The organism is Pseudomonas sp. PKS (assembly GCF_051913525.1).
Taxonomy (GTDB): Bacteria; Pseudomonadota; Gammaproteobacteria; order Pseudomonadales; family Pseudomonadaceae; genus Aquipseudomonas; species Aquipseudomonas guariconensis_D.
Genome location: NZ_JBEGDO010000035.1, coordinates 1 through 21,610 on the forward strand (window position 1 = coordinate 1; position 21,610 = coordinate 21,610).

A 21,610-nucleotide genomic window follows, 5' to 3' on the forward strand; every position below is an offset into this window, starting at 1 on the left:
TGCCCAAGAGCAAAAGTAGGTCGCCGTAAAGGCGAAAAGCGCCGGTGGCGCCACCACCAAACCCGGATATTCACCCAGCCTGAAAGCCCAACTTGCAGGAAGCTTCCTAAATCACCGCCAATTCCCCGCAACTCCCACGGCTCGCGTATCATTAGCCCCCTAACGGCAACCCCCCCAGGACCCGCAATGCTCGCCCTCCTCATCCAGACGCTGAACATCACGGCCCCGGTGTTCGCCATGCTGTTCATGGGCGTGCTTCTCAAACGCATCCGCCTGATCGACGACAGCTTCATCAAGGTCGCCTCGGCCCTGGTCTTCAATGTCTGCATGCCGGCCCTGCTGTTCCTGGGTATCTATCACGCCGACCTCGCCACCGCAGTCAAACCCGGGGTACTGGTCTATTTCATCATTGCCACCCTGGCAGGCTTCGCCATGGCCTGGGGCCTGGCCATCTGGCGCTGTCCGTCTGCCGACCGTGGCATCTATACCCAGGGTGCCTTTCGCGGCAACAACGGTGTGATCGGCCTGGCCCTGGCGGCCAGTCTGTACGGTGACTACGGCATTTCCTTGGGGGCAGTGCTCGCAGGGCTGGTAATCCTCCTGTACAACTCCCTGTCGGCGGTGGTCCTGGCGGTCTACAGCCCTGACCTGAAGTCCGACCCCTGGAGCATCTGCAAGAGCATCCTGAGCAACCCGCTGATCATCAGCGTGCTGCTCGCCGCCCCCATGGCTTACGCCCAGATTCCATTGCCCAACTGGTTGCTCACCTCCAGCGACTACCTGGCGCAGATGACCCTGCCGCTGGCGCTGATCTGCATCGGCGGTACCTTATCCCTTGCGGCGCTGCGTGACAGCGGCAGGCTGGCCATCGATGCCAGCCTGGTCAAGGTCGTCTGGCTACCATTGCTCGGTACGCTAGGGGCCTGGTTATGGGGTTTCCGAGGGGCGGAACTGGGTATCCTGTTCCTCTACATCGGCAGCCCGACCGCCGCTGCCAGCTACGTGATGGCGCGGGCCGCCAATGGCAATCATGAGCTGGCAGCCTCGATCATCGTGATTACTACGCTACTTGCTGCGATCACCACCAATATCGGCATTTTCATCTTGCAGTGGGGCGGATGGATCTAGATCCTTGACTGCAAACAATACCAACAACACTGCCTCCCGAATTGAGGACACTTCATGCAAGACCAGAGCACGCCCGAGCGGTTGCAGCGCGGGCTGAAGAATCGCCATATCCAGCTTATCGCGCTGGGCGGGGCCATTGGCACCGGGCTTTTCCTGGGAATCGCCCAGACCATCCAGTTGGCCGGCCCGTCCGTGCTGCTGGGCTATGCCATCGCTGGCCTGATGGCTTTTCTGATCATGCGCCAACTCGGCGAGATGGTGGTCGAAGAGCCCGTCGCCGGCAGTTTCAGCCACTTCGCCCACCAGTACTGGAGCGAGTTCGCAGGCTTTGTCTCGGGCTGGAACTACTGGGTGGTATACGTGCTGGTCGGCATGGCCGAACTCACGGCCGTAGGTATCTACGTGCAGTACTGGTGGCCGGATTTCCCCACCTGGGCCACAGCGGCGATCTTCTTCGTGGTGATCAACGCCATCAACCTGACCCAGGTGAAGGTCTACGGTGAACTGGAGTTCTGGTTCGCCCTGGTCAAGGTGGTGGCCATCGTCAGCATGATCGGCTTTGGTGCCTGGCTGCTGGGCAGTGGCCATGGCGGGCCGGACGCCAGTGTTGCCAACCTGTGGCAGTACGGTGGGTTCTTCCCCAACGGCATCACCGGGCTGATCATGGCCCTGGCGGTGATCATGTTCTCCTTCGGCGGGTTGGAGCTGGTGGGGATCACCGCTGCTGAAGCGGACAACCCGCGTGAAAGCATCCCGAAGGCCACCAACCAGGTGGTCTATCGCATCCTGATCTTTTACATCGGCGCCCTGGCGGTGCTGTTGTCGCTCTACCCTTGGCAGAAAGTCGTGCAAGGCGGCAGCCCGTTCGTGATGATCTTCCACGAACTGGACAGCGACCTGGTGGCGACCATCCTCAACATCGTGGTACTTACCGCTGCGCTGTCGGTGTACAACAGCTGCGTATACGCCAACAGCCGCATGCTGTTCGGCCTGGCCAGCCAGGGCGATGCCCCGCGCCAACTGCTGAAAGTCAGCCGCCGGGGTGTGCCGTTGACCGCGCTGGGTGTCTCTGCGCTGGCGACCGGGTTGTGCGTGCTGATCAACTATCTGATGCCAGGAGAGGCCTTTGGCTTGCTGATGGCGCTGGCGGTATCGGCACTGGTTATCAACTGGGCGAGCATCAGCATCACCCATCTGAAGTTCCGCAAGGCCAAGCTGGCGGCGGGCATCGAGCCGTTCTACCGCAGTCTGGGGCACCCGCTGACCAACTACCTGTGCCTGGCATTCATTGTGTTGATCCTGGTGGTGATGTACCTGACGCCGCCGATCCGCATTTCCGTGATGCTGATCCCGCTGTGGATCGCGGTGTTGTGGGTGGCCTTCAAGTTGAAGAAGGCTCGCCAGGCCAGATAAAAACCTCGACGGCCTCTTCGCGGATGAATCCGCTCCCATAAGTGTTGCGCCTTGAGTGAAAGCAGCGCACTACCTGTGGGCGCGGGTTTAATCACGAAGCGGCTGGGCGGGGCAGGACAGCTTCAGCCTTCGTAGCTGTCGATCACTTCCTGTGCCGCGCGGAACGCATCGATCGCCGCCGGCACCCCCGCATACACCGCGCAGTGCAGCAGCGCTTCGCGAATCTCTTCCACAGTGCAGCCGTTGTTCAATGCACCACGGACATGGCCTTTGAGTTCCTGAGGGCACTTCAGGGCGGTCAAGGCGGCCAGGGTGATCAGGCTGCGGGTCTTGAGTGGCAGTCCTTCACGGGCCCAGACGCTGCCCCAGGCGTGTTCATTGACGAAGTCCTGCAACGGCTGGGTGAAGTCGGTGGCGTTGTTCAGTGCCCGGTCGACGAACGCATCGCCCATGACCTGGCGGCGAATCTGCTCCCCGGATTTTCTCGAGTCGGTCATATCCAATTCCTTAGTGTTGACGGCGCCAGGCGCGTACCGTGGTGTACAGCAGCACCAGGCCGAGCACGGGCAGTGCGTAGAACAGCATGAGCCGCTCCAGGCGGCCAGCCAGCGGCATGCCGGTGGTGAACGCCACCACATGCAGGCCATAGGCCAGATACAGGCAAAGGAACACCAGGCCTTCGGCGCGGGTGACCCGGTAGCCGGAATAGAACACCGGCAGGCTCAGCGCGGCGACGCCCAGCATCACCGGCAAGTCAAAGTCCAAGGCATTGGGTGAGATCGACAACGGGGTCGGGGTGACCAAGGCAGTCAGGCCCAACACGGCCAGCAGGTTGAACAGGTTGCTGCCGATCACTGTGCCTACGGCGATTTCCCGTTCGCCTCGCAGGGCGGCGATCAGTGCTGCAGCGAGTTCGGGCAGCGATGTGCAGACAGCGACGACCGTCAGTCCGATGATCCGCTCGGAAAGGCCCAGATCGGTTGCGACCTCGACCGCCGCCTCCAGCAGCAGGTGACCTCCCAGGCTCAGCAGCCCCAGGCCGAAAAGTACTTGCAGCGCGGCGCCGCTCCAGAAGCGTGGGGCGCTGCTGTGAATGGCCTCGGGGGCCGGGTAGGTACGGGCGTAGTGGCGTGACTGGTGCCAGAGCATGGCCAGATAGCCCAGCAGGCCAAGCAATAGCAGCAGGCCTTCGAGCCGCCCCAACTGTCCGTTGATTGCCAGCAGATAGACCAAGGCGCTGGCGGCGATCATCAGTGGGATGTCCAGGCGCACCAACTGCCGGGAAACACGCAGAGGGATGATCAGCGCAGCCAGGCCGAGAATCACCAGCACATTGAAGATATTGCTGCCGACCACGCTGCCAACCGCGACGTCCGGTGCGCCCTGATAGGCCGCTTGCAGGCTCACGGTCAGTTGCGGCGCGGTACTGCCGAAGGCCACCAGGCTCAGGCCGATGATCAGCGGTCGAACGTGCAGGCGCGAGGCTAGGCGCAAGGCGGCGCGCACCAGCAACTCGGCACCGATGATGAGCAGCACAAGGCCCAGGCCCAGTTGCAGGAGGCTGAAAGTGGGAAGGGTGGCCAGGTCGAAAATGGTCGAGACTCCTGTCAGATCAGTCGCTCAGCCCTTGTACCCGGACTCGCGCTGTTCCGCTACGGATCATCCCGATTTTTTCTGCTGCAGCCCGTGACAGGTCGATCAGTCGGCCCCGGGTGTGCGGACCGCGGTCGTTGATGCGCACGACGACGCTGCGCTTGTTGGCCAGGTTAGTCACCAGCACCCGGCTGCCGAAAGGCAGGCTGCGGTGGGCGGCGGTCAGGCCATGCTGGTTGAAGGGTTCGCCGCTGGCGGTGCGTTTGCCGTGGTGGCGGGAGCCGTAATAGGAGGCAGTGCCGGTCTGGTCGTAACCGCGGGAATCGATATCGTGGCTGGCGCAGCCGGCCAGCAGGGAGAAGAGGGCGAGGGTGCCGAGGGAACGCTTGATCACGTCGAAAGCTCCAGTGAGGCTCACGGCCATTCGCGGGTAAACCCGCTCCCAATGGGTACGCAGCAGTACGCCAGAGCAGCGCTGCAACGGTGGGAGCGGATTTCCCCGCGAATGAGGGCAGGGCCCTCGCCGCTTTTCAGGTCATCCTTCGAGCTTGGCTTTGAGCAATTGGTTCACTTGCCCCGGATTGGCTTTGCCCTTGGACGCCTTCATTGCCTGGCCGACGAAGAAGCCGAACATCTTGCCACGCTTGGCCTCGTCGGCGGCGCGGTACTGTTCGACCTGTTCGGCGTTGGCGGCGAGCATCTCGTCGAGCATCTTGTCGATCGCACCGGTGTCGGTGACCTGCTTGAGGCCTTTGCTTTCGATGATGCTGTCAGCGTCGCCTTCACCGGCGGCCATGGCCTCGAACACCGTCTTGGCAATCTTGCCGCTGATGGTGTTGTCGCGGATGCGCAGCAGCATGCCGCCGAGCTGTTCGGCGGTGACGGGGGCCTGGTCGATCTCCACACCCAGCTTGTTGAGCAGGCTGCCCAGCTCGACCATCACCCAGTTGGCGGCGAGCTTGGCGTCGCCACCGATGCGGGCGACTTCCTCGAAGTAGTCGGCCTGTTCACGGCTGGCTGCCAACACGTTGGCGTCATAGGCCGACAGGCCGTACTGGCTCTGGAAACGCTCGACCTTCTGCTGCGGCAGTTCCGGCAGGCTGGCACGGGTGGCTTCGAGGAAGGCGTCCTCGATGACCACTGGCAGCAGGTCCGGGTCGGGGAAGTAACGGTAGTCGTTGGCCTCCTCCTTGCTGCGCATCGAACGCGTTTCGTCTTTGTTCGGGTCGTACAGACGGGTTTCCTGGACAACCTTGCCGCCGTCCTCGATGAGGTCGATCTGGCGCTGGATCTCACTGTTGATCGCGCGCTCGATGAAGCGGAACGAGTTGACGTTCTTGATCTCGCAGCGGGTGCCGAATTCGGTCTGGCCTTTCGGGCGGACCGAAACGTTGCAGTCGCAGCGCAGCGAACCTTCGGCCATGTTGCCGTCGCAGATACCCAGGTAGCGTACCAGGGCGTGGATTGCCTTGACGTAGGCCACGGCTTCCTTGGCGCTGCGCATGTCCGGTTCGGAGACGATTTCCAGCAGTGGCGTGCCGGCGCGGTTCAGGTCGATGCCGGTGGAGCCGCTGAAGTCTTCATGCAGGCTCTTGCCGGCGTCTTCCTCCAGGTGCGCGCGGGTAATGCCGATGCGCTTGATGGTGCCGTCTTCCAGGGCGATGTCCAGGTGGCCCTTGCCGACGATCGGCAGGTCCATCTGGCTGATCTGGTAGCCCTTGGGCAGGTCTGGGTAGAAGTAGTTCTTGCGTGCGAACACGTTGCGCTTGCCGATTTCGGCGTCGATTGCCAGGCCGAACATGCAGGCCATGCGCACGGCTTCCTGGTTCAGCACCGGCAGTACGCCGGGCATGCCGAGGTCGACCAGGCTGGCCTGGGTGTTCGGTTCGGAGCCGAAGGTGGTGGCGCTGCCGGAGAAGATCTTCGACTGGGTGGCGAGCTGGGTATGAATCTCCAGCCCGATCACAACTTCCCATTGCATGTGTGAATTCCTCAGAAGCCGTTAGGGGCGCGGGTGTGCCAGTCGGTGACTTGCTGGTAGCGGTGCGCGACGTTGAGCAGGCGGCCTTCCTGGAAGTACGGGGCCAGCAGCTGCACGCCGACCGGCAGGCCCTCGACGAAGCCGGCTGGCATCGACAGGCCCGGCAGACCGGCCAGGTTGGCGGTAATGGTGTAGACGTCTTCCAGGTAGGCGGCGACCGGGTCGCTGCTCTTGGCGCCGAGCTTCCAGGCCGGGTTCGGCGTGGTTGGGCCGAGGATCACGTCGACCTGCTCGAAGGCAGCCATGAAGTCGTTCTTGATCAGGCGGCGGATCTGCTGTGCCTTGACGTAGTAGGCATCGTAATAGCCAGCCGACAGGGCGTAGGTACCGACCATGATGCGCCGTTGCACTTCGATGCCGAAGCCTTCGCCGCGGGAGCGCTTGTACAGGTCGGTGAGGTCCTTGGGCTCCTCGCAGCGGTAGCCGAAGCGCACGCCGTCGAAACGCGACAGGTTGGAGGAGGCCTCGGCTGGGGCGATCACGTAGTACGCCGGGATCGCGTGCTGCATGTTCGGCAGGCTGATTTCCTTGATCACCGCGCCGAGCTTTTCGAGCTCCTTGACGCTGGCCTGGATCAGGTCGGCGATGCGTGGGTCGAGGCCGGCACCGAAGTACTCCTTCGGCAGGCCGATGCGCAGGCCTTCGAGCGGTGCATTCAGGCTGGCGGTGTAGTCCGGCACCGGCTCGTCGATGCTGGTGGAGTCCTTGGCGTCGAAGCCGGCCATGCCTTGCAGCAGCAGGGCGCAGTCCTCGGCGGTGCGAGCCATCGGGCCGCCCTGGTCGAGGCTCGAGGCGTAGGCGATCATGCCCCAGCGCGAGACGCGACCGTAGGTCGGCTTGAGACCGGTGAGGTTGGTCAGTGCAGCCGGCTGGCGGATCGAGCCGCCGGTGTCGGTGCCGGTGGCGGCCGGCAGCAGGCGCGCGGCCACTGCGGCGGCGGAACCACCCGAAGATCCACCGGGGACGTGCTCGAGGTTCCAGGGGTTCTTCACCGGGCCATAGTGGCTGGATTCGTTGGCCGAGCCCATGGCGAACTCGTCCATGTTGGTCTTGCCCAGGGTGACCATGCCGGCTTCGGCCAGCTTGGCGACCACGGTGGCGTCATAGGGCGCCTTGAAGTTGTCGAGCATCTTCGAGCCACAGCTGGTGCGGATGCCGTTGGTGCAGAACAGGTCCTTGTGGGCGATCGGCGCGCCGAGCAGGAGGCTGTTCTCGCCAGCGGCGCGACGGGCGTCGGCGGCGCGGGCCTGTTGCAGGGCCAGCTCTTCGGTGATGCTGATGAAGCTGTTGATCTGTGGGTCGAGCTGCTTGATGCGCGCCAGCAGGGCGCCGGTCAGCTCTTCGGAGGAAAACGACTTGTCGGCGAGTCCGCGGGTGATCTCGGCCAGGGTCAATTGATGCATGGCAGGCTGTTTCCCTTACTCGATGACTTTCGGAACCAGGTACAGGCCGTTTTCGGTCGCCGGGGCGATGGCCTGGTAGCGGTCACGCTGATTGCTTTCGGTAACCTGGTCGGGGCGCAGACGCTGGCTGGCCTCCAGAGGGTGGGCCAGGGGTTCGATGCCGTTGGTGTCGACGGCTTGCATCTGGTCGACCAGCCCGAGAATACTGTTCAAGGCATCGGTAATGCGTGGCAGTTCGCCTTCATTCAGGCCCAGGCGGGCCAGATGGGCGATCTTTTCCACGTCGCAGCGTTGAAGCGCCATGGGGATCTCCAGGAAAAACGGAACGGATAGGGTCCGTGGTGAGGAACATGCCAGCCTATTGATGGTCATACGGCCGCGATCATCTGCTGGCGTGCTCGGAAAAACTGCCAATTTAACATATTGGCTCCTTGCCCAAAATCCCCGCCATTGTTAGAGTTTGCCGCACTTTTTTACCCACGCTTTGCCTAGGGTCACTTTCCCATGTTCAAGAAACTGCGTGGCATGTTTTCCAGCGATCTGTCCATCGACCTGGGTACTGCCAACACCCTTATCTACGTGCGTGAGCGCGGTATCGTCCTGAATGAACCCTCGGTCGTTGCCATTCGTACCCACGGCAACCAGAAAAGCGTTGTCGCGGTCGGCACCGAGGCCAAGCGCATGCTCGGCCGTACGCCTGGCAACATCGCTGCCATTCGTCCGATGAAGGACGGCGTGATCGCCGATTTCAGCGTTTGTGAAAAAATGCTGCAGTACTTCATCAACAAGGTTCACGAGAACAGCTTCCTGCAGCCCAGCCCGCGTGTGCTGATCTGCGTGCCGTGCAAATCGACCCAGGTAGAGCGCCGCGCCATTCGCGAGTCTGCCCTGGGGGCCGGTGCCCGTGAGGTGTTCCTGATCGAAGAGCCGATGGCCGCAGCCATCGGTGCCGGCCTGCCGGTAGAGGAAGCCCGCGGCTCGATGGTCGTGGACATCGGCGGTGGCACCACGGAGATCGCCCTGATTTCCCTGAACGGTGTGGTCTACGCCGAATCCGTACGGGTAGGTGGTGATCGCTTCGACGAAGCCATCGTGACTTACGTGCGCCGCAACTACGGCAGCCTGATCGGCGAATCCACCGCCGAGCGCATCAAGCAGGAAATCGGCACCGCCTACCCGGGCGGCGAAGTTCGCGAAGTCGACGTTCGTGGCCGTAACCTGGCAGAAGGCGTGCCGCGTGCCTTCACCCTCAACTCCAATGAGGTGCTCGAAGCCCTGCAGGAATCCCTGGCAACCATCGTCCAGGCGGTCAAGAGCGCCCTGGAGCAGTCGCCGCCAGAGCTGGCCTCGGATATCGCCGAACGTGGCCTGGTGTTGACCGGCGGTGGTGCGCTGTTGCGCGACCTCGACAAGCTGCTGGCCCAGGAAACCGGCCTGCCCGTGATCGTCGCCGAAGATCCTCTGACCTGCGTCGCCCGCGGTGGTGGTCGTGCGCTGGAGATGATGGACAAGCACGCCATGGACCTGCTCTCCAGCGAGTGATCCCATACGGCCCATGCACGCATGGATTGTATTCGCCCGGTTTACAGGTAGCACGCACAGTGCTACCTGTATGCGCTGGGCTGGCGTCCGTCCGGGCGTCGTTTCCGTCAACCCGCAAGCAGGCCGGTGCATTGCTCATGTCCAATGACCTCCTGAATCGTCGTCCACGAGGAACGGCCCATTAAACCGCTTTTCTCCAAGGGCCCCTCGCTGGGCGTTCGTCTCCTGGTACTGGTGGTGCTGTCGGTCGCGCTGATGGTGGTCGATTCGCGCTTCGCGGTGCTCAAGCCAGTGCGCAGCCAGATGGGGCTGGTACTGATGGAATCCTATTGGGTCACCGACTTGCCGCAGCGCCTGTGGCAGGGTGTGGCCAGCCAGTTCGGCAGCCGTACCGAACTGATCGCGGAAAACGAAAAACTCAAGACCGAAGCCCTGCTGCTGCAAGGGCGCCTGCAGAAGCTGGCGGCCCTGACCGAGCAGAACGTGCGGCTGCGCGAGTTGCTGAACTCCTCGGCGCTGGTCAACGAGAAGGTCGAGGTGGCCGAGCTCATCGGCGTGGACCCCAACCCCTTCACCCACCGGATTCTCATCAACAAGGGCGAGCGCGACGGCGTGTTTCTCGGTCAGCCGGTGCTCGATGCGCGTGGCCTGATGGGCCAGGTGGTCGAGCTGATGCCTTATACCTCGCGCGTTCTGTTGCTGACCGACACCACCCACAGCATTCCGGTACAGGTCAACCGCAACGGCCTACGGGCCATCGCCAGCGGCACCGGCAACCCGGAGCGTCTGGAGCTGCGTCATGTGGCCGACACGGCTGACATCAAGGAGGGCGACCTGCTGGTCAGCTCCGGGATGGGCCAGCGCTTCCCGGCAGGTTACCCGGTGGCCACGGTCAACGAAGTGATCCACGATTCCGGTCAGCCATTTGCGATCGTGCGCGCGATTCCCACCGCCGCGCTCAACCGCAGCCGCTACATGTTGCTGGTGTTCAGCGACCGACGCACGGCCGAGCAGCGTGCTACCGATGCCGGGATCGCCCAGGAAGAGGCCGATCGCAAAGGCGCGACGGGCACCAATGGCCAGGGCGAAGGCGGGCAGGGCACGCCTGCCGCGACACCGGCCCCTGTGACTGCCCCCTCTGCGCCGGCGGTCCCCGCACCTGCTGCTGCCCCTGTCACGCCGGCAGCGGCTCCCGCAGCGCCGACCCCCTCCCGGAGACAATGATGGCTCGCTCCCGCAGCAAGAACGGCTGGGTGATCTGGCTGACATTCATCATCGGCCTGTTGCTCAGCGTTTCTCCCATGCCCCAGTTCATGGAAGTGTTCCGGCCCATGTGGCTGGCCATGCTGGTGTCCTTCTGGACCTTGGCGGTACCGAACAAGGTCGGCATGACCACCGCATTCATTCTCGGCCTGGCGGAGGACGTGCTGTACGGCACCCTGCTGGGACAGAACGCCCTGATCCTGACGCTGATCACCTTCCTGGTGCTGTCCTTGCAACAGCGCCTGCGCATGTATCCCATGTGGCAGCAGAGCCTGGTGATCCTGGTGATCTTCGGCATCGCCCAGTTGATCCAGCTATGGCTCAGTGCCCTGACCGGTAACCGCCTGCCCACGCTTGCGTTGGTCTGGTCGGCGGTCATCAGTGCCTTGCTCTGGCCATGGATCAGCTTTGCCCTGCGCGATTTGCGCCGACGCTTGCACATCAACTGACGGCAACGCCGAATCTGACAGGGAGATGTCGACATGACCCCGCTGTACCTGGCCTCAGGCTCGCCGCGCCGTCGTGAACTGCTGGCCCAGATCGGCGTCCCGTTCACCCTGGTCGCTGCCCCCATCGATGAAACTCCTTTGCCAGGCGAAGGCGCTGCCGATTATGTCGAGCGTCTGGCCCGGGCCAAGGCGGCTGCAGGCCTTGCCCAGGTTCAAGGCGCTGGGGTGGTGCTGGGGGCGGACACTGCCGTGGTGCTCGATGGCCGCATCCTCGGCAAACCCGAAAACCGCGAACATGCCCTGGCCATGCTAGCCGAACTTTCCGATCGCGAGCACCAGGTGCTCACCGCCATCGCCTTGACCGATGGCCAGCGGTGCCTGAGTGCCTGTGTGGCGAGCACCGTGCGTTTCCGTGCGATCGGCGCAAGCGAGGCCGCGCGCTATTGGGCCAGCGGCGAACCGCAGGACAAGGCCGGTGGCTATGCCATCCAGGGCCTCGGCGCGGTCTTCGTCACCGGTCTTACCGGCAGCTACTCGGCCGTGGTCGGCCTGCCTTTGAGCGAAACGGCCGATCTGCTCGGGCAGTTCGCGATTGCCTGCTGGCAACAGTACGAGGTTCCAGCGCCGCGCTAGCCAGCTACCTGACCGCGATCCATCATTACCGAAGACCTTTGACGAGAGCCTGCCATGAGTGAAGAGATCCTGATCAACATCACCCCGATGGAATCACGTGTGGCAGTGGTGGAAAACGGTGTACTGCAAGAGGTACACGTCGAGCGCACCCAGCGTCGGGGCATTGTCGGCAACATCTACAAGGGCAAGGTAGTGCGCGTCCTGCCGGGCATGCAGGCGGCCTTTGTCGACATAGGCCTGGAACGCGCTGCCTTCATCCACGCCTCGGAAATCTCCCAGCGCGAAGGTTCGGCGGTAGAGAACATCACCGCCCTGGTCCATGAAGGCCAGGCGCTGGTGGTCCAGGTGACAAAGGATCCGATCGGCACCAAGGGCGCCCGTCTGACCACCCAGTTGTCGATCCCGTCGCGCTACCTGGTGTACATGCCACGCAGCAGCCACGTGGGCATTTCCCTGAAAATCGAGGACGAGGCCGAGCGCGAGCGCCTCAAGCAAGTGGTCAGCGATTGCGTGGAAAAAGAAGACATCAAGGACGCTGGTGGCTTCATCCTGCGCACAGCCGCCGAGGGCGCCCGGACCGACGAAATCCTCCAGGACATCCGTTACCTGCGTCGCCTGTGGGAGCAGATCGGCAGCCAGATCAAGACGTGCGGCGCCCCGTTGGTCATTTACGAGGATCTGGGGCTGGCCCTGCGCACCCTGCGTGACCTCGTCAATCCGAAGATCGAGAAAATTCGCATCGATTCTCGGGAAACCTTCCAGAAAACCACGCAGTTCGTCGCCGAACTGATGCCCGAGATCGCCGACCGCCTTGAACACTATCCGGGCGAGCGGCCGATCTTCGACCTGTATGGCGTCGAGGACGAGATCCAGCGCGCCCTGGAGCGCAAGGTGCCGCTCAAGTCCGGTGGCTATCTGGTGGTCGATCCTGCCGAGGCGATGACCACGATCGATGTCAACACCGGTGCCTTCGTCGGCCATCGTAACCTCGAAGAGACCATCTTCAAGACCAACCTCGAAGCGGCTACTGCCATTGCCCGGCAACTGCGGCTGCGCAACATTGGCGGGATCATCATCATCGACTTCATCGACATGGAGGACGAGGAGCATCAGCGCCAGGTGCTGCGCACCCTGGAGAAGCAGCTCGAGCGGGATCACGCCAAGACCAACATCATCGGCATCACCGAGCTGGGCTTGGTGCAGATGACCCGCAAGCGTACCCGTGAAAGCCTCGAGCAGGTGCTGTGCGAGCCCTGCATTGCCTGTCAGGGGCGCGGCAAGCTGAAAACGCCCGAGACCGTGTGTTACGAAATTTTCCGGGAGATCCTCCGTGAGGCCCGGGCCTACCAGGCCGAGGGTTACCGGGTTCTGGCCAATCAGAAAGTCGTCGATCGACTGCTGGACGAGGAGTCCGGCAACGTTGCCGAACTGGAGGCCTTCATCGGTCGGACCATTCGCTTCCAGGTCGAATCCATGTACTCGCAGGAACAATACGATGTGGTGCTGCTCTGACTCGTTCTGAAACCTTTATGTGGTCGGGCATGCTGGCAAAGCCCCGGTACCGAGCCATAGTTAAGGCACGACTTGGAGGGCCATGGCCATGGGACGTCTGACCCACGTTCTAGGCGCCTTGACCCGCTGGGGGCTGGGATTCTGCGCCCTGCTGGCGGTGCTGGTGGCGCTGTATGTCAGCCTCGGTCGGGAACTGGTCCCCCTGGTGGCCGAATACCGCGCCGAAGTAGAAAGCAAGGCTGAGCAAGCCCTGGGGCTGCCGGTGCATGTCGGTGCCCTCGAGGGGCGCTGGAGTGGTCTGGCACCGGTGCTGCGGGTGCGTGACCTGCAAGTGGGCGAGGGTGCCTCGGCGTTGCGCCTGGATGAAGTCAAGGCCGTCCCTGACCTGTGGGCCAGCCTCAAGGCTCGCGAGTTGCGTTTGGCGCGCATCCAGCTAGGCGGGCTGCAACTGATTCTGCGTGAGGATGAGCAAGGCGCCTGGGCGCTCGAAGGCCTGCCACGTAAGGACGATACGCCATTGGACCCCGCCCAGGTGCTGCAACGCCTGCGACAACTGGGCAGGGTCGATGTCTTCGACAGCCAGGTGACCCTTCATCCCTGGCAACGCGATCCTCTCACCCTCACCTATGTGAGCCTGGGTTTGCAGGCCGGTGCGTCCCGCCAGGCCCTGGATCTGCGCGCGACCTTGCCGGACGGCCAACCCATGGCCGTCAGTCTGCATAGCCGCGCCAATGCCAAGGCCTGGCGCGACGGTGAGTTCGAAGCCTACCTGAGCCTGCCGCAAAGTGATTGGGCCCGCTGGTTGCCCCCACGTCTGTTGGGCCAGTGGAAGGCTCGTACCTTGCGGGCGGGGGGAGAGTTCTGGGTCGATTGGGGGCAGGGCCAGTTGCAACGGGCGGTGGTGCGACTCAATGCGCCGCAGCTGCGCGGTGCCTACAGCGAGCGCAAGGCAGTGACCCTCGATAACCTGGCATTGACCGCCTGGCTCCAGCGCGGCGAGGACGGTTTCGAAGGCGTGGTCGATTCGTTGGCCGTCAGTATCGGTAAGCAACGCTGGGAAACCCATGTACAGCTCAAGCAGCAGGCCGGCCAGGAGGCGAACCAGGAAAGCTGGCAGATCCAGGCCGACCGGCTCGACCTGACGCCGCTGACGCCGCTGGTCCAGGGGCTGGCGCCGTTGCCGGAAAAACTCATGGCTGTGGTAGATGCCCTCAAGGTCACCGGAGCGCTGCGCAATGTGCGCCTGGACGTGCGCCCCAAGGCAGAGGGAGACCAGCGCCTGCAGTTCGCCGCCAATCTCGAGAAGGTCGGCTTCGATGCCTATCACGGTGCCCCAGCGGCCGGTAACGTGAGTGGAAGCATCAGCGGCGACCTGGGGCAAGGCGAACTGCGTCTGGATACCGACGCCTTCATGTTGCATCTGTATCCCATCTTCGCCAAACCCTGGCACTACCAGAAGGCCAACGCACGGCTCACCTGGCGCCTGGACCAGGAAGGCTTCACCCTGATCGCGCCCTACATCAAGGTGCTGGGCGAAGAAGGCAAGATTGCCGCGGACTTCCTCATCCGTTTGCTGTTCGAGGAAGGGCGCGAGGATTACATGGACCTGCGCGTCGGTCTGACCGAAGGTGACGGGCGCTACACCGCCAAGTACCTGCCCGAGGTGCTCAGCCCAGCCTTGGACGAGTGGCTGCGCAGCGCCATCGTCAAAGGCAACGTCGATGAAGGCTACTTCCAGTATCAAGGCTCGCTGAACCATGGCGCCTCGCCTGAGGCGCGGAGCATCAGCCTGTTCTTCAAGGTGCACGACGCGGCGCTGGACTTCCAGCCCGGCTGGCCGCAGGTGCAGCAGGTCGATGGCGATGTGCTGATCGAGGACAGCGGTGTGCGCATCAAGGCCCGGCATGGCCTGCTGCTCGATACCCAGGTCAGCGATGTCAGTGTCGATATCCCTCATGTCGATGCCGGCGAGCGCAGCCATCTGTACCTTGATGGGGATTTCGAGGGTCGCCTGGGCGATGGCCTGAAGATTCTCCAGGAGGCTCCGATTGGCACCGGCGAGATCTTTGCCGGTTGGGAGGGCGAAGGGCCACTCAAGGGTAAGGTCAAGCTCGATATTCCCCTGGCGCATGGAGAACATCCGAAGGTCCAGGTGGATTTCGCCACCGCCGATGCGCGTCTGAAGGTCGCCCCGCCGAGTCTGGAGTTGAACCGTTTGAAGGGCGACTTCAGCTTTGATCTGGATAAAGGCCTCAGTGGCAAGGGCATCACCTTGCAGGCCTTCGGCAAACCGGTCGCGGCGCAGATTTTCGCCGAGGGCCAACCCGGTCAGATCCAGACCCGCATCGACGCCAGCGGCCAGATGACCCTCAAGGCGCTGACCGACTGGCTGAAGTTCACCCAGCCGCTGCCCGTATCAGGCGATCTCCCCTTCCAGTTACAAGTCAGTCTGGGTAGTCGTGATAACCGGCTGAGCGTCAATTCCTCGCTCAAAGGCTTGGCAATCGATCTGCCAGCCCCGTTCGGAAAAGCCGCGCAGGACACCCGCGACAGCCGTTTCAGCATGACGCTCAAAGGGCCTGAGCGGCGTATCGATGCGAGCTATGGCGAGCTCGCCCGCTTTGCCTATGCTGCACCTGCCGCCACGCTGGCCCAAGGGCGCGGGGAGCTGATGCTGGGCAGTGGCACCGCACAGCTGCCGTCTGGCCAGGGCCTGCGGGTGCGGGGGCGGATCGAATCGCTGGATATTGCACCCTGGCAAGCGCAGATGGAGCGCTTCGCAGGTCAAGACCCAGGCGGCAATGCACGGCAGAACCTGCAGGGCGTGGACCTGAGCATCGGTCAGCTCAAGGCGTTTGGCCTCGATCTGAACCAGGCAGTCGTGCGCCTGGCGCGCAGCAGCGGTGCCTGGGACGCGCGTCTGGACAGCCGAGAGGTCATTGGCAACGCACGCCTTCCCGATGCCAAGGCGGCGCCGATCGTCGTCAGATTGCAGAGCCTGCGCCTGCCGCCAGGGGATCCTGCGGGCAAGCAGCCTGAGGATGCGCCGGACCCGCTCGCTGAGTTCGACCCGCGCAAGGTACCGGCCCTGGATGTGACAATCGACAAGCTGTACCGCGGCGATGACCTGTTCGGCAGCCTGGCGGTCAAGCTGCGCCCCACACCGCGCGGCATGACTTTCAATGACGTCGACCTGGACCTCAAAGGCCTGCGTATCGATGGTAGCGGTGGCTGGGAGGGCGAGCCGGGGAGTACTGGCAGCTGGTACAAAGGGCGCCTGGAAGGCAAGAACTTGGCCGATGTACTCAAGGCGTGGGGCTTCGCGCCCACCGCCACCAGCCGTGATTTCCGCCTCGACGTGGATGGTCGCTGGCCCGGCTCGCCGGCGTGGGTGGCGCTCAAGCGTTTCTCCGGCAGTCTGGATGCCGCTTTGCGCTCCGGTCAGTTCGTCGAGGTCGAAGGCAGCGCCCAGGCACTGCGGGTATTCGGCCTGCTCAACTTCAACTCCATTGGTCGGCGCCTACGCCTGGACTTCTCCGACCTGTTCGACAAGGGCCTGGCCTACGACCGGGTCAAGGGCTTGCTGGTAGCAAGCCAAGGGGTCTATGTGACCCGCGAGCCGATCACCATCAAGGGCCCCTCGAGCAACTTCGAACTCGATGGCACGTTGGACCTGGTGAGCGATCGTGTCGATGCCAACCTGCAGGTCTCCTTGCCGGTCACCAACAACTTGCCGCTGGCCGCCTTGATCGTCGGCGCACCCGCCGTTGGGGGCGCCCTGTTCCTGGTGGACCGGCTGATCGGTGATCGTGTGTCGCGTTTTGCCAGCGTGAACTACCGCATCGAGGGGCCCTGGAAAGAGCCTAGAATGACCTTTGTGAAACCTTTCGAGAAACGCTAATGAAGTCAGCGGTCATCCAGATGGTCAGCCAGGACGATGTGCTGGCCAACCTGCAGCGCGCCAGGGCTCTGTTGGAGCAGGCTGCCGACGGCGGCGCCCGGCTGGCGGTGCTGCCGGAGAACTTCGCCGCCATGGGGCGGCGTGATGCGGCGGCGATCGGCCGCGCCGAAGCCCTTGGTCAGGGCCCGATCCTGCCTTGGTTGAAACGCACGGCCCGCGACCTCAGGTTATGGATTGTGGCCGGTACCTTGCCATTGCCGCCGGCCGACCAGCCGGATGCAAAGGCCCATGCCTGCTCCTTGCTGATCGACGAGCACGGTGAGGTCGCGGCGCGTTACGACAAGCTGCACTTGTTCGATGTGGATGTGGCCGACAACCGCGGGCGATATCGCGAGTCCGATGATTATGCCCACGGCAGCCAGGTGGTGGTCGCCGATACACCGGTAGGTCGTCTAGGGCTCACGGTGTGCTACGACCTGCGCTTCCCCGAGCTGTACAGCGCCTTGCGCGAGGCCGGCGCGGAACTGATCAGCGCTCCGGCGGCCTTCACCGCAGTGACCGGCGCGGCCCATTGGGAAGTGCTGATTCGTGCGAGGGCCATCGAAACCCAGTGCTACCTGTTGGCGGCAGCCCAGGGCGGCACCCATCCGGGACCACGGGAAACCCATGGTCATGCGGCGATCATCGACCCTTGGGGACGGATCATCGCCGAACAGGCGCGCGGCGAAGGCGTATTGCTGGCCGAGCGCGACAGCGAAGAACAGGCGTCCATCCGGGCGCGAATGCCGGTTGCCTTGCACCGGCGCTTTTTCTCGCAGGACGCCTTGCGGCCTGCGCACACCTCGGAGTGACTATGAGCCAGATGTTATCCACCGTCAGCGAACAGCTGCTGGCCCCGGGCGGACTGACCCTGGACAGCCTGCAGGCTGTGCTTGGCGAGTTGGCGGGGCCCGGTATCGATGCAGCCGACCTGTACTTCCAGGGGCAGATTTCAGAGACCTGGGCGCTGGAGGACGGCATCGTCAAGGAAGGCAGTTTCAACCTTGACCAAGGCGTGGGCGTGCGTGCCCAGTCCGGCGAAAAGACCGGCTTCGCCTACAGCAACGCCATCAACCTTGAGGCCCTGACCTCGGCGGCCCGCGCTGCTCGATCGATTTCACGCGCTGGGCAGGAAGGTCGTGTGCAGGCCTTCCGTAGCCAGGATGTGGTGGCCCTGTACGCCCCGGACAACCCGCTGGACGTGCTCAGTCGTGCCGAAAAAGTCGAACTGCTCAAGCGTGTGGATGCGGCCACTCGCGCTCTGGATCCGCGTATCCAGCAGGTCACCGTGAGCATGGCCGGGGTCTGGGAGCGGATCCTGGTGGCCGCGGTCGATGGCAGCCTGGCAGCTGATGTTCGCCCGCTGGTGCGCTTCAACGTCAGTGTGATCGTCGAGCAGAACGGTCGTCGCGAGCGTGGTGGCCAGGGCGGAGGCGGGCGTACCGACTACCGCTATTTCACCGAGGAGCGGGTCATGGGCTATGCCCGGGAGGCGCTTCGCCAGGCGCTGGTCAACCTCGAAGCCAAGCCGGCGCCGGCAGGTACCCTGCCGGTGGTCCTCGGCCCGGGCTGGTCCGGCGTACTGCTGCATGAAGCGGTGGGCCATGGCCTGGAAGGGGACTTCAACCGCAAGGGCAGCTCGGCCTACAGCGGGCGTATCGGCGAGCAGGTGGCCTCGACGCTGTGCACCATCGTCGACGACGGCACGCTCGAGGGGCGCCGTGGTTCGCTGAGCGTGGACGACGAGGGGACCCCGACCGAATGCACCACGCTGATCGAGAACGGCATTCTCAAGGGCTACATGCAGGACAAGCTCAATGCACGCCTGATGGGCATGGCGGTCACTGGCAACGGACGGCGCGAATCCTATGCCCACCTGCCGATGCCGCGCATGACCAACACCTACATGCGCGCCGGTGACAGCGACCCACAGGAAATCATCGCCTCGGTGAAAAAGGGCATCTACTGCGCCAACCTCGGTGGTGGCCAGGTTGATATCACCAGCGGCAAGTTCGTGTTCTCGACCAGCGAGGCCTACCTCATCGAGGATGGCAAGATCACTGCGCCGGTCAAGGGCGCGACCCTGATCGGCAATGGTCCGGAGGCGATGAGCCGGGTTTCGATGGTCGGCAACGACCTGGCATTGGACAGCGGCGTCGGGACGTGCGGCAAGGATGGGCAATCGGTGCCGGTGGGCGTTGGCCAACCGACCCTGAAACTGGACGCCATCACCGTGGGTGGTACAGGCGCGTGACAAGGATAGAGGACCGCTGCGCGGTCCTTGGGGATCTTACCGGGGCTGCATGGCAGCCCCGGAACGCTGGCCTCAGCGCAGGCCCCGTTGGGTCTCGTCGAGGTCGCGTATGTATTTGAAGACCTTACGCGCGGCGGCCGGCGGTTTGTTCCGGGCCTTCTCGTGCTGGGCATGACGGATCAGCGAGCGCAGGTGCTGGCGGTCGGTGTCGGGATACTCGTTGACGAAACGCTCGAGGTCCTCGTCATTGCCATCGACGAGGCGATCGCGCCAACGCTCCAGATTGTGGAAGCGTTCGTTGTACTGACGGCTCGAGCTGTCGATCTGTTCGAGCAGGGCATGGATGGCATCGATGTCCTGGTCGCGCATCAGCTTGCCGACGAACGACATGTGGCGTTTGCGAGCGCCATGGGCAGTGTGCTTGTGGGCTTCGGCCAGTGCCCGGCGCAGCTCGTCGGTCAGGGGCAGGCGAGCCAGGGTATCGGCCTTGAGCGTGGTGAGGCGCTCACCGAGCTCGACCAGCGCATGCAGCTCGCGCTTGATCTGGGTTTTGCTTTTTTCGCCGTCGAAGGCGTCGTCGTAAGAATCAACCATGGTGGCAGTCCGCTAGAAATCGCCGCCATGATAACCAGTCGGGGGCCGCTTGTCCGGCCCGGTCGTAGAATGACCCTAGCCGTACGCAGAATTTCGAGTGGAGAGAACCATGAGTGCAGTCCAGAGCGTAGGCCCCAAGGACCTGCCGGCGTTGCAGGAACAGGTCGAGGCGATCATCGCCGAAGCACGTCGCCAGGGCGCCAGCGCCTGCGAAGTGGCGGTATCGCTGGAGCAGGGCTTGTCCACCACGGTGCGTCAGCGCGAGGTCGAGACCGTCGAATTCAACCGCGATCAAGGTTTTGGTATCACCCTGTATGTTGGCCAGCGCAAAGGCTCGGCCAGTACATCGGCTAGCGGCCCGGACGCGATTCGCGAGACCGTGGCGGCTGCCCTGGCCATTGCCCAGCATACCTCCGAGGATGAATGCGCGGGCCTGGCCGATGCGGCGCTGATGGCCCGCGAGATCCCCGATCTCGACCTTTATCATGATTGGGCCTTGGAGCCGGAAAAGGCCGTCGAGATGGCATTGCTCTGTGAGGCCGCAGCCTTCGATGCCGACCCGCGCATCCTCAACGCCGATGGCACGACCTTGAACACCCACCAAGGCTGCCGGGTCTATGGCAACAGCCACGGTTTCATCGGCAGTTATGCCTCCACGCGCCATAGCCTGAGCTGCGTTATGATCGCCGAAGGCGAAGGGCAGATGCAGCGCGACTACTGGTACGACGTCAATCGCCAGGGCCAATTGCTGGCCGACCCGCGCAGCATCGGCCAGCGCGCCGCACAGCGCGCGGCCAGCCGCCTGGGCGCACGCCCGGTACCGACCTGCGAGGTGCCGGTGCTGTTCTCCGCGGAGCTGGCCGGCGGCTTGTTCGGCAGCTTCCTGTCGGCTATCTCCGGCGGTAACCTGTATCGCAAATCATCTTTCCTCGATGGCGCTATCGGCCAGCGCCTGTTCCCCACCTGGCTGACCCTCGATGAGCGTCCTCACCTGCCGCGAGCCCTAGGGAGCGCGGCCTTCGACGGCGATGGCCTGGCGACCTATGCAAAGCCGTTCGTAGAAAAGGGCGAACTGGTGTCCTACCTGCTGGGCACCTACTCCGGACGCAAGCTGGGCCTGCCGAGCACTGCCAATGCCGGCGGCGTGCATAACCTGTTCGTCACCCACGGTGTGGAAGACCAGGCCGCGTTGATCCGTCGTATGGGGCGCGGCTTACTGGTGACTGAGCTGATGGGGCATGGCCTGAACATGGTGACGGGCGATTACTCTCGCGGCGCGGCGGGCTTCTGGGTGGAGAATGGCGAAATCCAGTTCCCTGTCCAGGAAGTGACGATTGCCGGCAACATGAAGGATATGTTCCAGCAGATCGTCGCGATCGGTAGCGATATCGAAACCCGGAGCAATATTCACAGTGGCTCGGTGCTGATCGAGAGGATGACTGTGGCGGGGAGCTGAGGCTTGATACCTGATGTTCCTGACGCTTGGGCCGCTATGCGGCCCATCTCCTGCAGTGGTCGAATGACTGGGGAGGAGCTATGCAGGTACGGCTGGCCTGGGGTTACTCGCCTTCGTCGAAATAGTTGTTGATCAACTCGACCAAGGCGTCCATGGCCTCGTTGTCCTGCTCGCCTTCGGTCATCAAATGCACCTGGGTGCCCTTGCCCGCTGCAAGCATCATCACCGCCATGATGCTCTTGCCGTCCACCATTTTGTCGGGTGCACGCCCTACCCTGACCTGGCAGGGAAAGCGCCCGGCCACGCCAACGAACTTGGCTGCCGCCCGGGCGTGCAGGCCCAGCTTGTTGATGATGGTGATTTCGCGGGCGGGCATTGGGGTGCGGATC

At 63.5% G+C, this 21,610-nt stretch carries 19 protein-coding genes; 11 read left to right on the forward strand and 8 right to left on the reverse strand.

Translation table 11 applies throughout. The annotated features are described in order from the left end of the window. Window positions 1–186 precede the first annotated feature (186 nt). Window positions 187–1,128, forward strand: a complete 942-nt coding sequence (locus ABOA88_RS23230) for an AEC family transporter (RefSeq protein WP_196167728.1) — start codon at window positions 187–189, stop codon at window positions 1,126–1,128. A 54-nt stretch (window positions 1,129–1,182) separates the two neighbouring features. After that, window positions 1,183–2,541, forward strand: a complete 1,359-nt coding sequence (locus ABOA88_RS23235) for an amino acid permease (protein WP_196167727.1) — start codon at window positions 1,183–1,185, stop codon at window positions 2,539–2,541. A gap of 122 nt (window positions 2,542–2,663) precedes the next feature. Here ABOA88_RS23235 and ABOA88_RS23240 read toward each other — a convergent pair whose 3' ends face one another. The 6 genes from ABOA88_RS23240 to gatC form a co-directional block, all read right to left on the reverse strand. Beyond that, window positions 2,664–3,038: a carboxymuconolactone decarboxylase family protein gene (locus tag ABOA88_RS23240; RefSeq protein ID WP_043213226.1), complete on the reverse strand. Its 375-nt coding sequence runs from the start codon at window positions 3,036–3,038 to the stop codon at window positions 2,664–2,666. Between the two features lie 10 nt (window positions 3,039–3,048). Then, a complete protein-coding gene (locus ABOA88_RS23245; protein WP_196167802.1) occupies window positions 3,049–4,092 on the reverse strand; it encodes a calcium/sodium antiporter in 1,044 nt (347 codons plus the stop codon). A gap of 61 nt (window positions 4,093–4,153) precedes the next feature. Then, on the reverse strand, window positions 4,154–4,528 hold the full coding sequence (locus tag ABOA88_RS23250) for a septal ring lytic transglycosylase RlpA family protein (RefSeq protein WP_196167726.1): 375 nt from the start codon (window positions 4,526–4,528) through the stop codon (window positions 4,154–4,156). A 141-nt stretch (window positions 4,529–4,669) separates the two neighbouring features. Next, window positions 4,670–6,115 (reverse strand): Asp-tRNA(Asn)/Glu-tRNA(Gln) amidotransferase subunit GatB, encoded by a 1,446-nt coding sequence (gene gatB / locus ABOA88_RS23255; RefSeq protein ID WP_043213231.1) that lies wholly within the window; start codon window positions 6,113–6,115, stop codon window positions 4,670–4,672. A gap of 11 nt (window positions 6,116–6,126) precedes the next feature. Further along, a complete protein-coding gene (gene gatA, locus ABOA88_RS23260) occupies window positions 6,127–7,578 on the reverse strand; it encodes an Asp-tRNA(Asn)/Glu-tRNA(Gln) amidotransferase subunit GatA (protein ID WP_196167725.1) in 1,452 nt (483 codons plus the stop codon). 15 nt (window positions 7,579–7,593) lie between these two features. Continuing rightward, the gene (gene gatC, locus ABOA88_RS23265; RefSeq protein WP_043213235.1) at window positions 7,594–7,881 is read right to left on the reverse strand and encodes an Asp-tRNA(Asn)/Glu-tRNA(Gln) amidotransferase subunit GatC; all 288 of its coding nucleotides are present in this window, start codon (window positions 7,879–7,881) and stop codon (window positions 7,594–7,596) included. 201 nt (window positions 7,882–8,082) lie between these two features. Between gatC and mreB the strand changes: the two genes are divergently transcribed. The 8 genes from mreB (at window position 8,083) to tldD (ending at window position 19,171) form a co-directional block, all read left to right on the forward strand. Beyond that, window positions 8,083–9,120: a rod shape-determining protein MreB gene (gene mreB, locus ABOA88_RS23270; RefSeq protein ID WP_003255163.1), complete on the forward strand. Its 1,038-nt coding sequence runs from the start codon at window positions 8,083–8,085 to the stop codon at window positions 9,118–9,120. Window positions 9,121–9,330: 210 nt separating this feature from the next. Beyond that, window positions 9,331–10,344 carry a rod shape-determining protein MreC gene (mreC, locus tag ABOA88_RS23275; RefSeq protein WP_230387530.1) on the forward strand — a complete coding sequence of 338 codons (1,014 nt, stop codon included), beginning with the start codon at window positions 9,331–9,333 and terminating at the stop codon, window positions 10,342–10,344. After that, complete coding sequence (gene mreD, locus ABOA88_RS23280; protein WP_043213239.1) at window positions 10,344–10,832, forward strand: rod shape-determining protein MreD; 489 nt, start codon at window positions 10,344–10,346, stop codon at window positions 10,830–10,832. The genes mreC and mreD overlap by 1 nt, the downstream gene beginning before the upstream one ends. Window positions 10,833–10,865: 33 nt before the next feature. Then, window positions 10,866–11,465 (forward strand): Maf family protein, encoded by a 600-nt coding sequence (locus ABOA88_RS23285; RefSeq protein ID WP_367851399.1) that lies wholly within the window; start codon window positions 10,866–10,868, stop codon window positions 11,463–11,465. A gap of 54 nt (window positions 11,466–11,519) precedes the next feature. Further along, window positions 11,520–12,977 carry a ribonuclease G gene (rng, locus tag ABOA88_RS23290; protein ID WP_196167723.1) on the forward strand — a complete coding sequence of 486 codons (1,458 nt, stop codon included), beginning with the start codon at window positions 11,520–11,522 and terminating at the stop codon, window positions 12,975–12,977. A gap of 82 nt (window positions 12,978–13,059) precedes the next feature. Further along, complete coding sequence (locus tag ABOA88_RS23295) at window positions 13,060–16,878, forward strand: YhdP family protein (protein WP_196167722.1); 3,819 nt, start codon at window positions 13,060–13,062, stop codon at window positions 16,876–16,878. Then, complete coding sequence (locus tag ABOA88_RS23300) at window positions 16,878–17,729, forward strand: carbon-nitrogen hydrolase family protein (protein ID WP_196167721.1); 852 nt, start codon at window positions 16,878–16,880, stop codon at window positions 17,727–17,729. The genes ABOA88_RS23295 and ABOA88_RS23300 overlap by 1 nt, the downstream gene beginning before the upstream one ends. Before the next feature lie 2 nt (window positions 17,730–17,731). Next, window positions 17,732–19,171 carry a metalloprotease TldD gene (tldD, locus tag ABOA88_RS23305; RefSeq protein ID WP_043213252.1) on the forward strand — a complete coding sequence of 480 codons (1,440 nt, stop codon included), beginning with the start codon at window positions 17,732–17,734 and terminating at the stop codon, window positions 19,169–19,171. Between the two features lie 72 nt (window positions 19,172–19,243). On the opposite strand, the gene yjgA is transcribed toward tldD, so the two are convergent. Then, a complete protein-coding gene (gene yjgA, locus ABOA88_RS23310) occupies window positions 19,244–19,765 on the reverse strand; it encodes a ribosome biogenesis factor YjgA (protein WP_043213253.1) in 522 nt (173 codons plus the stop codon). Between the two features lie 109 nt (window positions 19,766–19,874). Between yjgA and pmbA the strand changes: the two genes are divergently transcribed. After that, entirely contained in the window at window positions 19,875–21,221 is a 1,347-nt protein-coding gene (gene pmbA / locus ABOA88_RS23315; protein ID WP_196167720.1) for a metalloprotease PmbA, read from the forward strand. A gap of 103 nt (window positions 21,222–21,324) precedes the next feature. On the opposite strand, the gene ABOA88_RS23320 is transcribed toward pmbA, so the two are convergent. After that, window positions 21,325–21,597 (reverse strand): HPr family phosphocarrier protein, encoded by a 273-nt coding sequence (locus ABOA88_RS23320; protein WP_043213258.1) that lies wholly within the window; start codon window positions 21,595–21,597, stop codon window positions 21,325–21,327. Window positions 21,598–21,610 lie beyond the last annotated feature (13 nt).

Coding starts and splice junctions, on each gene's coding strand:
- pmbA (WP_196167720.1), top strand. CDS start 19,875: ATGAGTGCAGTCCAGAGCGTAGGCCCCAAGGACCTGCCGGCGTTGCAG.
- yjgA (WP_043213253.1), bottom strand. CDS start 19,765: ATGGTTGATTCTTACGACGACGCCTTCGACGGCGAAAAAAGCAAAACC.
- ABOA88_RS23285 (WP_367851399.1), top strand. CDS start 10,866: ATGACCCCGCTGTACCTGGCCTCAGGCTCGCCGCGCCGTCGTGAACTG.
- mreB (WP_003255163.1), top strand. CDS start 8,083: ATGTTCAAGAAACTGCGTGGCATGTTTTCCAGCGATCTGTCCATCGAC.
- tldD (WP_043213252.1), top strand. CDS start 17,732: ATGAGCCAGATGTTATCCACCGTCAGCGAACAGCTGCTGGCCCCGGGC.
- ABOA88_RS23300 (WP_196167721.1), top strand. CDS start 16,878: ATGAAGTCAGCGGTCATCCAGATGGTCAGCCAGGACGATGTGCTGGCC.
- gatA (WP_196167725.1), bottom strand. CDS start 7,578: ATGCATCAATTGACCCTGGCCGAGATCACCCGCGGACTCGCCGACAAG.
- gatB (WP_043213231.1), bottom strand. CDS start 6,115: ATGCAATGGGAAGTTGTGATCGGGCTGGAGATTCATACCCAGCTCGCC.
- ABOA88_RS23240 (WP_043213226.1), bottom strand. CDS start 3,038: ATGACCGACTCGAGAAAATCCGGGGAGCAGATTCGCCGCCAGGTCATG.
- ABOA88_RS23295 (WP_196167722.1), top strand. CDS start 13,060: ATGGCCATGGGACGTCTGACCCACGTTCTAGGCGCCTTGACCCGCTGG.
- ABOA88_RS23230 (WP_196167728.1), top strand. CDS start 187: ATGCTCGCCCTCCTCATCCAGACGCTGAACATCACGGCCCCGGTGTTC.
- gatC (WP_043213235.1), bottom strand. CDS start 7,881: ATGGCGCTTCAACGCTGCGACGTGGAAAAGATCGCCCATCTGGCCCGC.
- rng (WP_196167723.1), top strand. CDS start 11,520: ATGAGTGAAGAGATCCTGATCAACATCACCCCGATGGAATCACGTGTG.
- ABOA88_RS23320 (WP_043213258.1), bottom strand. CDS start 21,597: ATGCCCGCCCGCGAAATCACCATCATCAACAAGCTGGGCCTGCACGCC.
- mreD (WP_043213239.1), top strand. CDS start 10,344: ATGGCTCGCTCCCGCAGCAAGAACGGCTGGGTGATCTGGCTGACATTC.
- ABOA88_RS23235 (WP_196167727.1), top strand. CDS start 1,183: ATGCAAGACCAGAGCACGCCCGAGCGGTTGCAGCGCGGGCTGAAGAAT.